Origin of the sequence: Tersicoccus mangrovi (assembly GCF_036881825.1) — a bacterium.
GTDB lineage: Bacteria > Actinomycetota > Actinomycetes > Actinomycetales > Micrococcaceae > Tersicoccus > Tersicoccus mangrovi.
In genome coordinates, this window is the sequence record NZ_JBAJMW010000001.1 from 424,386 (window position 1) to 436,939 (window position 12,554).

Sequence of the window (12,554 nt, forward strand, 5' to 3'; positions counted from 1 at the left end):
CTGTGCACCTCACTTTTCTCGATCTGCACCGGCCTGAACCCGCGAAATGTCGTGAAGAAGTGACCTTCTTCACGTATCGTGCAGAAATGACCGCCGACGGATGGTACCGAGACCCCGCCGACCGCCGCGTGCGGGAGGACACTCCGGACCTGGACGTGATCAGCCTCGGCCGCCGGGTGCGGCACCTGCGCAAGCGCCGGGGCATGACGCTGGACCAGGTCTCCGCCGCCGTGGGCACCGCGCCGAGCCAGCTCAGCCTCATCGAGAACGGCAAGCGCGAGCCGCGGCTGAGCCTGCTGCGCGCGCTCGCCACCACCCTCGACGTCACGCTCGACGACCTGCTCGGCGCCGAGCCGCCCAGCCGGCGGGCGGCCCTGGAGATCGCCCTGGAGAAGGCGCAGCGCGGGCCGCTGTACCAGTCACTCGGGCTGCCGACCATCCGCGTCGGGCCCCGCACGTCGACCGAGGTGCTCGAGGCCATCGTCGGGCTGCAGAGCGCCCTCGAACGGCAGCTCGAGGAGCAGATCGCCACCCCCGAGGAGGCCCGCCGCGCCAACACCGAGCTGCGGGCCGAGATGCGCCGGCGGGACAACTACTTCCCCGCGATCGAGCAGGAGGCCGGTGCCCTGCTCGACGCCGTCGAGTACACCGGCGGCCCCCTGTCCCAGCACGTCATCGCGGACATCGCCCGGCATCTGGACTTCACGCTGCACCACGTCGGCAACCTGCCGCACTCGACCCGCTCGGTCACCGACCTGAAGAACCGGCGGATCTACCTGCCGCGCGGCAACGCCGAGGGTCACGACCCGCGGTCCGTGCTGCTGCAGGCGCTCGGCCACCACGTCCTCGGCCACGGCACGCCGAGCGACTACGGGGAGTTCCTCCGCCAGCGCGTGGAGACCAACTACTTCGCCGCCGCGCTGCTGCTGCCCGAGGCCGCGACGGTCTCGTTCCTGCAGCGGGCCAAGGCCGCGCGCGAGCTCGCCGTCGAGGACATCCGGGACGCCTTCGCCGTCTCCTACGAGACCGCCGCCCACCGGTTCACCAACCTGGCCACCCACCACCTGGGTATCCCGCTGCACTTCCAGAAGGTGCACCGCTCCGGGATCATCTACAAGGCGTACGAGAACGACGGCGTGAGCTTCCCCGCAGACCACACGGGCGCGATCGAGGGCCAGCCGGTGTGCCGGTACTGGACCTCGCGCGAGGTGTTCGACGTCTCGGACCAGTTCTCCGCGTTCAATCAGTACACCGACACCCCGGCGGGCACTTACTGGTGCACGGCGCGGACCGAGCACAGCGCGGGCGGCCTGTTCTCGCTGAGCATCGGCCTGCCCTACGCGCACGTGAAGTGGTTCCGCGGCCGGGAGACCACGGCCCGCTCGGTGTCGCGCTGCCCGGATCCGGACTGCTGCCGCCGACCGCCGTCGGCGCTCGCGGAGACGTGGGCCGGGCAGGCGTGGCCCAGCGCCCGGGCCCACTCGCACCTGATGGCGGCGCTGCCGCCGGGCGCGTTCCCGGGCGTGGACGAGACCGAGGTGTACGAGTTCCTACAGACGCAGGCGGAACGCTAGGAGCGTCCGGGCCGGGGAACCGTCACGACCCAGACGAAGTCCGCCGCGGGCGTGACGGCGTCGAACGCGCGGTCCTGGTCCGCGTCGATCCGCGCCGAACCCCGTTCGCCGATCCGCGTCTCCGCCTCGCCGCCGAGCACCCGCACCTCGCCGGCGGTCACGTGCACGATCGACGGCGGCGCTCCGACCGCCGGCCCGGTCTCGTACCGGTCGCCGCGGACGAGGTGCCAGGTCCACAGCTCGACCGTGGCCTCGGGGGTCTCGACGGCGTTGACGAGGTAGGCCCAGCTGCCCGCGTCGGTCGACCAGATCTCGACGCCGTCCGGCGCCGGCCGGTCATGGACGCCGACCAGCGCGGCGAAGCTCGTGCCGAGCGCGCCGGCGATCTTGTCGACGGTCGACAGGCTCGGGTTGGCCTGACCCAGTTCGACCTGGGTCAGCATCCGGCGGCTGACGCCGCTGCGTTCGGCCAGGGCGACCACGCTCAGGTCCTGGCTCGTCCGCACGGCGCGGATGCGGTCGCCGACGAGCCGGGCCACGTCGGGGCGGATCTGCTCGCTCATGCACTCCTCGTTCGCTTGTGGTCGGCGTCTCTGTCCTACCACGACCGATTGAGCACTATAGTGCTCATGGTGAGATGCGCGGTGATCGAAACGGGGGCGACGCGATGACGGAGACGCGCGCCGACGGCCACGTGAACGCCCCGACGATCGAACGGTCGTCACGTCGCCGCACCGACGTCCTGCGCTGGCAGATCGGCTACGGGACCTTCGGGGTGCCGCAGGCGGCGGCGCCGATCGCCTTCGCCCTCGTCGCCCTGGCGATCACCGGCTCCGCCGCGACCGGTGCCGCGCTGGTGTTCACGATGACGACGGCGCAGGTGCTCGGCGCCGTGCCCGTGGCGCGACTCGGCACCCGCTTCGCCGGCGTCCCCTACCTGCGCATGCTCATCGCCATGAGGACGGCCGCCTTCGGCGTGCTCACCGTCCTCGCGGCGGTGGCCGCACCGTTCCCCTGGCTCGTGGCGCCGGTGGTCGTCGCGGGGGTGGTCAACGGTGCCGCTTATGGGTATCAGCGGATGCTGCTCAACCATCTCGTCGACCCGGCCCGGCTGCCGCGCGCGCTCGGGGTCGCCGCGACGCTGAACGAGGTGACGTTCGCTGTCGCGCCGGCGCTCGCCGCGCTGCTCGGCGCGCTCTCCCCCACGTGGGCGCTCGCAGCGGTCACCGTCCTCGGCGTCGCTCCCCTCGTCCTGCTGCCGAACGTGCCCGTCCCGGCGCCGGCACTCGACACCCCGTCGCACCGACCGCGGACACCGCGGCAGCCTTTTCCGCCGGGCGTGCTCCTGTGGCTGCTGTGCGCCGGGGCCAGCGGCGCCGTGGTCGCGGCGATCGAGGTGGGGGCGGTGTCCTTCGCCCTGTCCTTCGGACTCGGGCCCGGGTGGGCCTTCCTGTTCGCGCTCGTGCTGTGCGTGGGTTCGGTGAGCGGCGGCGTGTGGGTCAGCATCCGCAACCGGGTACCCGGGCTCGGCAAGGTCGCCGTCTTCCTCGCCGCCACCACCGCGGCGGCCGGCCTCGTCCTCGTCGGCGGCAACCTGGCGACGACCCTGGTCGGCGCCGCCGTCATCGGGTTCCTGCTGCCCGTGCTCGGGACGTTCTACTCGCTCGTCGTCGACCGGCTCTCCCCGCCCCACCGGCGCGCGGAACTGTTCGCCGTGCTGCGCACCGCGAACAACCTCGGCGTCATCGCCGTGAGCGGGCTGCTCGCCGTCCTCGGCCTCACCGCCGCCCTGGTCGGCTCGTTCGCCCTGCTCGTACTGTCCACCGTGCTGGTGACGGCGCATGCCGTGCGCGAGCGCCGAGTCGTGCCTGCTCTGCCGGACGAGATTGACACCGGCGGTTCCTGAGCGGCGCCGGTGTCACCGCGTGTCGAGCGCGGCGAGGATGCGTCCGACGGAGCCGCCGAGGTTCCACTGCTCGCCGAGGGCCTCGACCCGTTCCCGCGCCTTGCCGGTGACCGGGTGCAGACGGGCGTCGCCCGACCCCAGGTCGAGGTCCAGCTCCAGGTCGCGGACCACCCGGACGACGGGCGCGGCGGCCGCCAGGTAGTCCGCCGCCGCGGTGATCCTCGCGCGGGCGCCGCGGGACATCCCGCCGCCCTCGTCGGCCGCGGCCGCGATGACGCCGTCGAGGTCCCCGTGGTCGGCGATGAGCCCGGCCGCGGTCTTCTCCCCGACCCCGGCGACGCCGGACAGCCCGTCCGAGGTGTCGCCGCGCAGCACCGCGAAGTCGGCGTACTGGGCCGCGCCGATGCCGTACTTGTCCCGGATCACGGCGTCGGTGACGACCTCGATCCTGTTCATGCCGCGCGCGGTGTTGATCACCCGGATGCCGGCGTCGTCGTCGACCAGCTGGAACAGGTCGCGGTCGGAGGTGACGATGTCGACGGGCATGTCCGCGCGCGTGGCGAGGGTGCCGATGACGTCGTCGGCCTCGTGGTCCTCGGCCCCGATCCGGGCGATGCCGAGGGCCTCGAGGACCTCCCGGATCACGGGGATCTGCGGGTCGAGCAGCTCGGGGGTCTCCTCGACGTCGACGCCGTCGGGCACCTCCCGGCGCACGCGGTGCGCCTTGTACTCGGGGATCAGCGCGGTGCGCCAGTGCGGCCGCCAGTTCGCGTCCCAGCAGGCGACCAGGTCCGTCGGCTCGTACTCGCCGACGAGGCGTGCGATGGCGTCGAGGAGGCCGCGCACGGCGTTGACGCTGGTGCCGTCCGGCGCCTTCAGGGACTCCGGGAGCCCGTGGAAGGCGCGGAAGTACATGGCGGCGGTGTCCAGGAGCATGAGGCGATCGGCCATGCGGTGATCATGACACGCCGCCGGCCGCGGTCACGAGCTGCCACGAGCCGCCCGGTTCACCGACGCCGACGGGCGGCCGTCCACCCACCGGCTCAGCCGGGGAGCGGACGGCCGCCCATCACGCGTGTGCTGGTCAGTGGTCGACCCAACTCAGTGGTTGACCGAGCGCATCCCGTTCTCGTCGTACCGCTCACCGGAAGCGACACCGACGGGGGCCACCTCGTCGAGGGCGGCGAGCTCGTCGGCGGTCAGCTCGAGATCGGCCGCCGCGACGTTCTCCTGCAGGTAGGTGCGCCGCTTGGTGCCGGGGATCGCGACCACGGACTCCTGCGCGAGCACCCAGGCCAGCGCGAGCTGACCCGGCGTGACCTTGCGAGCGTCGGCCAGCTCCGTGACCTTCGCGACGACGGCGAGGTTCGCGTCGAGGTTGTCACCGCTGAAGCGCGGCGCGTTCTTGCGGAAATCGTCGTCGGCGAGCTGGTCCCGGCTCGTGATGGCCCCGGTCAGCAGGCCGCGGCCGAGCGGCGAATAGGCGACGAACGCGATGCCGAGCTCCCGCGTCGTGGCCAGCACACCGTTGGACTCGGGCTCGCGCTGGAACAGCGAGTACTCGGTCTGCACCGCGCTGATGGGGTGCGCGGCGTGCGCCCGGCGGATCGTCTCCGCGGACGCCTCGCTGATGCCGAGGTAGCGCACCTTGCCCTCGGTGACGAACTCGGCGAGCGCCCCGATGGTCTCCTCGATCGGCCGGTTCGAGTCGATGCGGTGCACGTAGTAGAGGTCCACGTGGTCCCGCTTCAGATTCGTCAGCGACCGTTCGAGCGCCTTGCGGGCGTACTCGGGGCTCCCGTTGACCGGGCCCCGGCTGCCGTCCTCGCCGATCTCCGACCCGAACTTCGTGGCCAGTGCGTACTCGTCGGCGCGGTGGCCGATCGCCTTCGCGATCAGCTGCTCGTTGATGAACGGCCCGTACAGTTCGGCCGTGTCGATCAGACTGACCCCGAGATCGAGCGCGAGGTTGAGGGTCGCGGCCGATTCCTCGTCGTCCCGCGGTCCGTAGAAGGCGCTCATGCCCATCGCGCCGAGTCCTTCGTTGCTGGCCCGCAGCCCCTGGCTGCCCCATGCCACCGTCTTCACGGCAACTCCTTCGCGTCGTCTGTCTCTCGTCCTTCATCCTCAGTATGCTGCGGTTCAGGGGCCGGAGAAAGTCGCCGGCCATGACCGGAGGGAGAGGCCCATGTCCAGGGAGAGCGAGTCACGGCTGACGGCGGACGGCCTGAGCCGCAACCTCGGCGGCGAGTACGCGCAGGAGCACGGCTACGGGGACGCGGAGAGCTACTCCGACGGCAGCGCCAAGCACGTCGACGACGACCACTTCCACGTCCACGACGAGGCGGCCGCCCCGTCGGAGGACACCGCTGCAGACGGCACCGCGTCGGAGAGCAACGCGGGTACCCCCGGCGAGCGCGGCACCACCGCGCAGGACGACGAGTCCGCGGAGCCGAACGAGGGGCGCACCGAGCAGCTCGAGCAGGAGGCCTACGGCGAGAGCGGCTCAGGCAAGTCCGACCCCGGCGCGTTCACCCAGGCGCCGGGCTGATTCCGGGTCTTGACGCGACGGTACGCACGAACACCGAGCGCGACGACGGCCCGGGCTGATCACCAGCCCGGGCCGCGGTGCGTCGTCATGCTCTCGTCAGCAGCGACTCACCAGTCGTAGAACCCACGGCCGGACTTCTTGCCGAGCTCGCCCGCGGCGACCTTGTCCCGCAGCAGCTGCGGCGGGGCGAACCGGTCACCAAGGGTGGAGGCGAGGTAGTCGGCGATGTCGAGCCGCACGTCCAGGCCGACGATGTCGGTGAGCTTGAGCGGCCCGATCGGGTACTTGTAGCCGAGCACCATCGCGGCGTCGATGTCCTCGGCGGAGGCGACGCCCTCCTCGAGCATCCGGATCGCCTCCAGACCGATGACCACGCCGAGGCGGGACGAGGCGAAGCCCGGGGCGTCGCGGACGACGACCGGGGTCTTGCCCAGGTCGTGGACCCACGCGGGCGCGAGGTCGCGCAGCTCGTCGCCGGTCTGCCCACCGATGACGACCTCGACGAGGCCCGAGGCGGGCACCGGGTTGAAGAAGTGCAGCCCGCAGAACCGCTCGGGGTGGCGCAGCCTGGCGGCGAGGACGTCGACGGACAGCGAGGACGTGTTCGTCGCCAACCACGCGTTGGCGCCGAGCCGCTTCTCGACCTCGGTCAGCGCCGTGACCTTGAGGTCGACGTCCTCCGGGACGGCCTCGACGACCAGGCCGCGGCCGGTGAAGTCGTCGTAGTCGGTGGAGACGGACAGCCGGCCGGTCAGGGCTGCGAGGTCCTCGCTCGTCGTGCCGCGCTCGACGGAGGCCTGCAGCGAGGACTCCACCCGCTCCCGCGCCGCCGTCGCGGCCGCCTCGTCGCGCTCGACGACGACCAACTCGGCCCCGGCGAGGACGAAGGCATGGGCGATGCCCGCGCCCATCCGGCCGCCGCCGAGGACACCCATGCGCGTGGGGATGGAGGTGGGGACGCTGGTGGCGCTCATGCCGGGGTTCCCTTCGTGGGGGCGGATGCCGAGGTCTTCGCTACCCGCTTGGCCAGGAACGCGTCCATGCGGGCGAACTTGGCGTCGGACTCGAAGAGGATGCCCTGCGCGAGGGTGTCGATCACGGGATGCGACTCGCGCGGGGCGTGGAAGACGGTCTTGGTCAGCCGGACCGCGAGCGGATCCTGCGCGGCGATGCGATCGGCGAGCGCGTGCGCGGCGTCGAGCAGGTCCGCGGACTCGTGCACCTCGGTGATCAGTCGGGCCGCGAGCGCCTCGTCGGCGTCCAGGATGCGGCCGGCGAGCAGGATCTCCTTGGCCAGCGGCTCGCCGACCAGTTCCTTGAGCCGCCAGGTGGCGCCGGCGCCGGCCGTGATGCCGAGCCCGGTCTCCGGCTGGCCGATCTTCACGCTCGGGGTGCCGAGGCGGAAGTCGGCGGCGAAGGCGAGTTCGGCGCCGCCGCCGAGGGCGAAGCCGTCCAGCGCCGCGATGACCGGCATCGGCAGCTGGGCGATGCGGACGAAGATGCCCGAGTTGATGCCCGCCAGCGCGTCCTCCCGGCGGCGTTCGCGCAGCTGGGCGATGTCCGCGCCGGAGGCGAAGATGCCCGTGCGGCCCTCCGTGGGCGGCGTGCCGGAGAGGATGAGGATCCGCGGGTCGCGCTCGAGCCGGGCGCACACGTCGTGCAGCTCGGCGACCATGGTGGCGTCGATCGCGTTGCGCACCTCGGGCCGGTTGAGGGCGACGTGGAGCCGGTCCTCCCGCTCGTCGACGAGCAGCGTCGTGTAGTCGGCGGCGTCGTCGGTCATGATCAGACCCGCTCCAGCAGCAGGGCGGTGCCCTGGCCGACGCCGACGCACATCGTCGCCAGGCCCTTGTCCGCGCCTTCGCGCTCCATCCGGCCGAGCAGTGTGATGGCGATGCGGGAGCCAGAGGAGCCGAGCGGGTGGCCGAGCGCGATGGCGCCCCCGTCGTTGTTGACGATCGACGGGTCCAGGCCGAGCCGGCGGATGCAGGCCAGCGACTGGGTCGCGAAGGCCTCGTTCAGCTCGACGGCGCCGATGTCGCCCAGGTTCCAGCCGGTGCGGTCGAGCACCTTGTGGGTGGCCGGGACCGGGCCGATGCCCATGATCGGGGCGGGGACACCGGCGGAGGCGCCGTCGGCGATCCGGGCACGGGGCGTCAGCCCGTACTTCTGGATGGCCGCCTCGGAGGCGACGACGATGGCGGAGGCGCCGTCGTTCAGGGAGCTGGCGTTGCCGGCGGTGACGACGGACCCGCCCGTGACGACCGGCCGCAGCTTGCTCAGCACCTCGGTGGTGGTGCCCTCGCGCGGGCCCTCGTCGGTGTCGACGACGGTCTCGCCCTTGCGGGTCTTGACGGTCACCGGGACGATCTCGTCGGCCAAACGGCCGGCCGCGATGGCGGCGAGCGCCTTCTCCTGCGAACCGGCGGCGAAGGCGTCGGCGTCCTCGCGGCTGATGCTGTCGACGCGGGCGACCTCCTCGGCCGTCTCCGGCATCGAGTACGTCGTCTTCTCCTGCGCCTGGAAGATCGGGTTGACGAAGCGCCAGCCGATCGAGGTGTCGAAGACGTCGCCGGGCTTGGCGAACGCCGTCGTCGGCTTCGCCATGACCCAGGGCGCGCGGGACATCGACTCGACGCCGCCGGCGACGACGACGTCCGCGGCACCGGCCTTGATCATGTGGCTGGCCATGATGATGGCGCTCATGCCCGAGGCGCAGAGGCGGTTGACGGTGATGCCGGGGACGCTGTCCTCGAAGCCGGCGAGCAGCCACGCCATGCGCGCGACGTTGCGGTTCTCCTCACCGGCGCCGTTGGCGTTGCCGACGATCACCTCGTCGACGACGTCCGACGGCACGCCGGCCCGCTGCACGGCCTCCTTGACGACGAGGGCGGCCAGGTCGTCCGGGCGTACGGACGACAGGGCGCCGCCGTATCGGCCGACCGGGGTGCGCGCACCGCCGACGAGAAACGCTTCGGGCATCGGGAACTCCTTCGTCCAGCTGCTGGGTCGGGTGCTTCCTCGTCGCGGGCACAGGGGTGTCCGGCGACGAAATACCGACCGATCGTTCAAGAATGTCACGGCGTGCGGGAACCGGTCAATGTCATGACGCGGTCGTGTCGACCCGGCACCCGCCGGATCTTTTCGGTCGCCCGACGGCCGCCATCGCGGCCGTCGTCGATCGTCGACCGTCATCGCGACGCGTCGGCGTCCGGTCGGTCGGCGTCGGCCGTCGCCCGGCGGACAGCCGTCGCGGACAGGTCAGCCGGCGGCGGCGATGGCCGTGAGCACGGCGCGTGTGGCGTCCTCGTAGTCCTGGTCCTGGCCGGGCGCGACGACGGGGCGCACGATCCACGCCTGGAGCAGTCCGACGATCGCCGGGGTGAACAGCGCTGCCCGCTGCGCCGCCTCGTCGTCGGACAGGCGGGGGCCGTCCGCACCGGCGGCGAACCAGGCCGTCAGGTAGCCGGCGACGGCGGCGCTGACACGGCCGTAGGCCTCATGGGCCAGGGCAGCCATCGGCTCGGACACGGTGGCGAGGGCCCAGACCTGGACGACGAGCCCGGTGTCCCGCGGGGCGGCAAGCGCTCCCAGCAGGTCGCCGAGGACCTCGGCGGGCGGCCGGACGGGCCGGGCCTGCGACGCCGCGGCGAGGGCGGTGAGCCGGACCTCGAACGCGCGGTGGGCGACGGCCCGGATCAGCTCGTCCTTGCCGGAGAAGTAGCCGTAGATCGCACCGGCGGACAGGCCGGAGGCGTCGATGATGTCCGCCATCGAGATCTCGTGCAGCCCGCGCTGCTGGGCGCGGGCGAAGGTGGCCTCCATGATCCGGTCGATCATCTGCTGCCGATGGGCATCACTGACGCGGGGCATCTGCACATCCTAGCAACCAAAAAGAATGATCGTTCTTGATTTTTTCCCGAGGTCATGGTCCCATAGAGAACAACCATTCTTTTTGCTCGTGGCGGCCGCGTGCCGCTCCTCTCGTCATCCGAGGACCCATGACCACGACCGCTCCCCTCGCCGCGTCCGACCACGCGGCCACGCCCACCACCCCGGCCGGACCGCCGACCCGGACCCGCACCCGCTGGCGGGTGACGATGATGGCCGGGCTCGCCGCGGCCGCGGCCGTCGCCGTCGTGCTGCTCGCCTTCGTCTGGCCCACCGTCACCTCGAGCGTGAAGGACCTGCCCGTCGTCGTCGTGGGCACCGAGGACGCCGCGAACGCGCTGCACCGCACCCTGACCGACGACGGACGCTTCGACGTGCGCGACGCTGCCACGCAGGACGAGGCCCGCACGGCGCTCACCCACCGCGAGGCGTACGCGGCGTTCGTCGTCTCGGGCTCCTCGATCGAGGTCCTGACGGCGTCGGCGGCCTCCCCCGTCGTCACCCAGCTGGTGGCGCAGAAGGTGGGGATCATCGGGCAGGGCCTGCAGCGCGACGCCATCACGGCGCAGACCGGGCTCGCGCGCACGGCGGCGCAGGACGGCGCGAAGGCGGCGGCCGCCGGAGCGGTCGTCGGGACGCTGCAGCGGGTCGCGGCGGCCCAATTCCCGACGCCGGCATCCCACACCGGCCCGGCCTGGGAGGCCTTCTCCGCCCAGCTGGCCGGCGCTCAGCAGCAGGCGGCCGCCGCGAAGAGCACGGCGACGACCGCCGCCGCGGCGGTGACCGCCGCCCCGAAGCCGTCGATCACCATCACCGACATCGCCCCGCTGAGTTCCGGAGACCCCCGCGGCACGGGGCTCGGCCTGCTCGGCCTGCCGCTCGCGATGGGCGGCATGATCGGCGGCCTCATCGTGGCGCTGCTGATCTCCGGATTCGGTCGCCGGATCGCGGCCGCGGGAACCTACGCGCTCGTCGGCGGCCTCGTGCTGATCCTCATCATGCAGCCCTGGTTCGGCCTGCTGCAGGGCCCGTTCCTGCTCAACTGGCTGGCGATGGGCCTGGGCCTGTTCGCGACGGCGATGACGATCGTCGGCCTCGAGTCGCTGCTCGGCCGCGCGGGCATCCCGGTCGGCGCCATCCTCACCATGTTCGTCGGCAACCCGCTCTCCTCCCTCGCCTCGCCGCCGGAGTTCCTGCCGGGGGCGTGGGGTGCCATCGGCCAGTGGTTCGTCCCCGGCGCGACGGGCAACCTGCTGCGCGACCTCTCCTACTTCCCCGACGCGAGCACTGCCCACGGGTGGCTCGTGCTGGCGTGCTGGTCGGTGGCCGGCGTGCTGCTGGCGGTGCTCGGCCGGCACCGGAACGAGGAGACGGTGCACCTGGAGGGGGCCGATCAGCGGGCCGGTTCTTCCGGGTCCCGGCCGACCGTCGAGGCCGAGCCGGTCACCGCGTCCCACGGCCGGCACGCCGCGCAGGTCTGACAGGCGAGGCGGCGCGGCGCCTCCGCCCGTCGCCGTCCCGGCCTGCGCCGCCCCGCCCTCCTCTTCGCCCTCCTCTTCGCCGAGTGGACGGATGAGGCGATCGATCGCCCCTTCTGTCATATCTGCCGTCCACTCGGCGACGGAGCCGCATCGAGTGGACCGACGATGCGCCGCCGGAACCACCGTCAGCGCATCTGCCGTCCACTCGGCGTCCTGCCTCTGCACGCTCCGGAAGCCTGCCGAGCCTCGTCCTCCCTCGTCGACGCCGAGCCTGTGGACAACGTCGGCGGCGTCGACACGACCTCTCCCTCTCCCTCTCCCTGAGCGAACGGATGCGCGTGATCTGGCTCGCGGGGCCTCATCGGCGCCGAGTGGACGGACGATGCGACCGATCGACTCCCGTGCCGCATCTGCCGTCCACTCGGCGACGGAGCCGCGTCGAGTGGACCGACGATGCGCCGCCGGAACCACCGTCGTTACACTTACCGTCCACTCGGTGTCCTGCCTCTGCACGCTCCGGAAGCCTGCCGAGCCTCGTCCTCCCTCGTCGACGCCGAGCCTGTGGACAACGTCGGCGGCGTCGACACGACCTCTCCCTCTCCCTCTCCCTGAGCGAACGGATGCGCGTGATCTGGCTCGCGGGGCCTCATCGGCGCCGAGTGGACGGACGATGCGACCGATCGACTCCCGTGCCGCATCTGCCGTCCACTCGGCGACGGAGCCGCGTCGAGTGGACCGACGATGCGCCGCCGGAACCACCGTCGTTACACTTACCGTCCACTCGGTGTCCTGCCTCTGCACGCTCCGGAAGCCTGCCGAGCCTCGTCCTCCCTCGTCGACGCCGAGCCTGTGGACAACGTCGGCGGCGTCGACACGACCTCTCCCTCTCCCTCTCCCTGAGCGAACGGATGCGCGTGATCTGGCTCGCGGGGCCTCATCGGCGCCGAGTGGACGGACGATGCGACCGATCGACTCCCGTGCCGCATCTGCCGTCCACTCGGCGACGGAGCCGCGTCGAGTGGACCGACGATGCGCCGCCGGAACCACCGTCGTTACACTTACCGTCCACTCGGTGTCCTGCCTCTGCACGCTCCGGAAGCCTGCCGAGCCTCGTCCTCCCTCGTCGACGCCGAGCCTGTGGACAACGTCGG

General features: G+C 72.1%; 11 protein-coding genes. 4 read left to right on the top strand and 7 right to left on the bottom strand.

The window, feature by feature from the left end:
* Positions 1-86: 86 nt before the first annotated feature.
* Entirely contained in the window at positions 87-1,574 is a 1,488-nt protein-coding gene (locus V6N00_RS02100; protein WP_334230404.1) for a helix-turn-helix domain-containing protein, read from the top strand.
* On the opposite strand, the gene V6N00_RS02105 is transcribed toward V6N00_RS02100, so the two are convergent.
* Positions 1,571-2,137: a helix-turn-helix domain-containing protein gene (locus tag V6N00_RS02105; protein WP_334230405.1), complete on the bottom strand. Its 567-nt coding sequence runs from the start codon at positions 2,135-2,137 to the stop codon at positions 1,571-1,573. The two genes, V6N00_RS02100 and V6N00_RS02105, sit on opposite strands and share 4 nt — an antisense overlap.
* A 104-nt stretch (positions 2,138-2,241) precedes the next feature.
* Here V6N00_RS02105 and V6N00_RS02110 point away from each other — a divergent pair, with 104 nt between their 5' ends.
* Positions 2,242-3,480, top strand: coding sequence for an MFS transporter (locus tag V6N00_RS02110; RefSeq protein ID WP_334230406.1), 1,239 nt, complete (start codon positions 2,242-2,244; stop codon positions 3,478-3,480).
* Positions 3,481-3,492: 12 nt separating this feature from the next.
* Here the strand turns inward: V6N00_RS02110 and V6N00_RS02115 are convergent, their stop codons facing one another.
* Together V6N00_RS02115 and V6N00_RS02120 are read right to left on the bottom strand one after the other, a co-directional pair.
* On the bottom strand, positions 3,493-4,431 hold the full coding sequence (locus V6N00_RS02115; RefSeq protein WP_334230407.1) for a 5'-3' exonuclease: 939 nt from the start codon (positions 4,429-4,431) through the stop codon (positions 3,493-3,495).
* Between the two features lie 150 nt (positions 4,432-4,581).
* Positions 4,582-5,568, bottom strand: coding sequence for an aldo/keto reductase (locus tag V6N00_RS02120; protein WP_334230408.1), 987 nt, complete (start codon positions 5,566-5,568; stop codon positions 4,582-4,584).
* Positions 5,569-5,668: 100 nt separating this feature from the next.
* Between V6N00_RS02120 and V6N00_RS02125 the strand changes: the two genes are divergently transcribed.
* The gene (locus V6N00_RS02125) at positions 5,669-6,031 is read left to right on the top strand and encodes a hypothetical protein (protein ID WP_334230409.1); all 363 of its coding nucleotides are present in this window, start codon (positions 5,669-5,671) and stop codon (positions 6,029-6,031) included.
* A gap of 107 nt (positions 6,032-6,138) precedes the next feature.
* Here V6N00_RS02125 and V6N00_RS02130 read toward each other — a convergent pair whose 3' ends face one another.
* The 4 genes from V6N00_RS02130 to V6N00_RS02145 all read right to left on the bottom strand — a co-directional run bounded on the left by V6N00_RS02130 (position 6,139) and on the right by V6N00_RS02145 (position 9,904).
* Positions 6,139-7,005 (bottom strand): 3-hydroxyacyl-CoA dehydrogenase family protein, encoded by an 867-nt coding sequence (locus tag V6N00_RS02130; protein ID WP_334230410.1) that lies wholly within the window; start codon positions 7,003-7,005, stop codon positions 6,139-6,141.
* Positions 7,002-7,814, bottom strand: a complete 813-nt coding sequence (locus tag V6N00_RS02135) for an enoyl-CoA hydratase/isomerase family protein (protein WP_334230411.1) — start codon at positions 7,812-7,814, stop codon at positions 7,002-7,004. Before V6N00_RS02135 ends, V6N00_RS02130 begins: the two co-directional genes overlap by 4 nt.
* A gap of 2 nt (positions 7,815-7,816) precedes the next feature.
* Positions 7,817-9,013, bottom strand: a complete 1,197-nt coding sequence (locus V6N00_RS02140; protein ID WP_334230412.1) for a thiolase family protein — start codon at positions 9,011-9,013, stop codon at positions 7,817-7,819.
* Positions 9,014-9,292: 279 nt separating this feature from the next.
* Positions 9,293-9,904 (bottom strand): TetR/AcrR family transcriptional regulator, encoded by a 612-nt coding sequence (locus tag V6N00_RS02145; RefSeq protein WP_334230413.1) that lies wholly within the window; start codon positions 9,902-9,904, stop codon positions 9,293-9,295.
* A 128-nt stretch (positions 9,905-10,032) separates the two neighbouring features.
* On the opposite strand from V6N00_RS02145, the gene V6N00_RS02150 reads away from it, so the two are divergent.
* Positions 10,033-11,403 (top strand): ABC transporter permease, encoded by a 1,371-nt coding sequence (locus V6N00_RS02150; RefSeq protein WP_334230414.1) that lies wholly within the window; start codon positions 10,033-10,035, stop codon positions 11,401-11,403.
* The last annotated feature ends 1,151 nt before the right edge of the window (positions 11,404-12,554 follow it).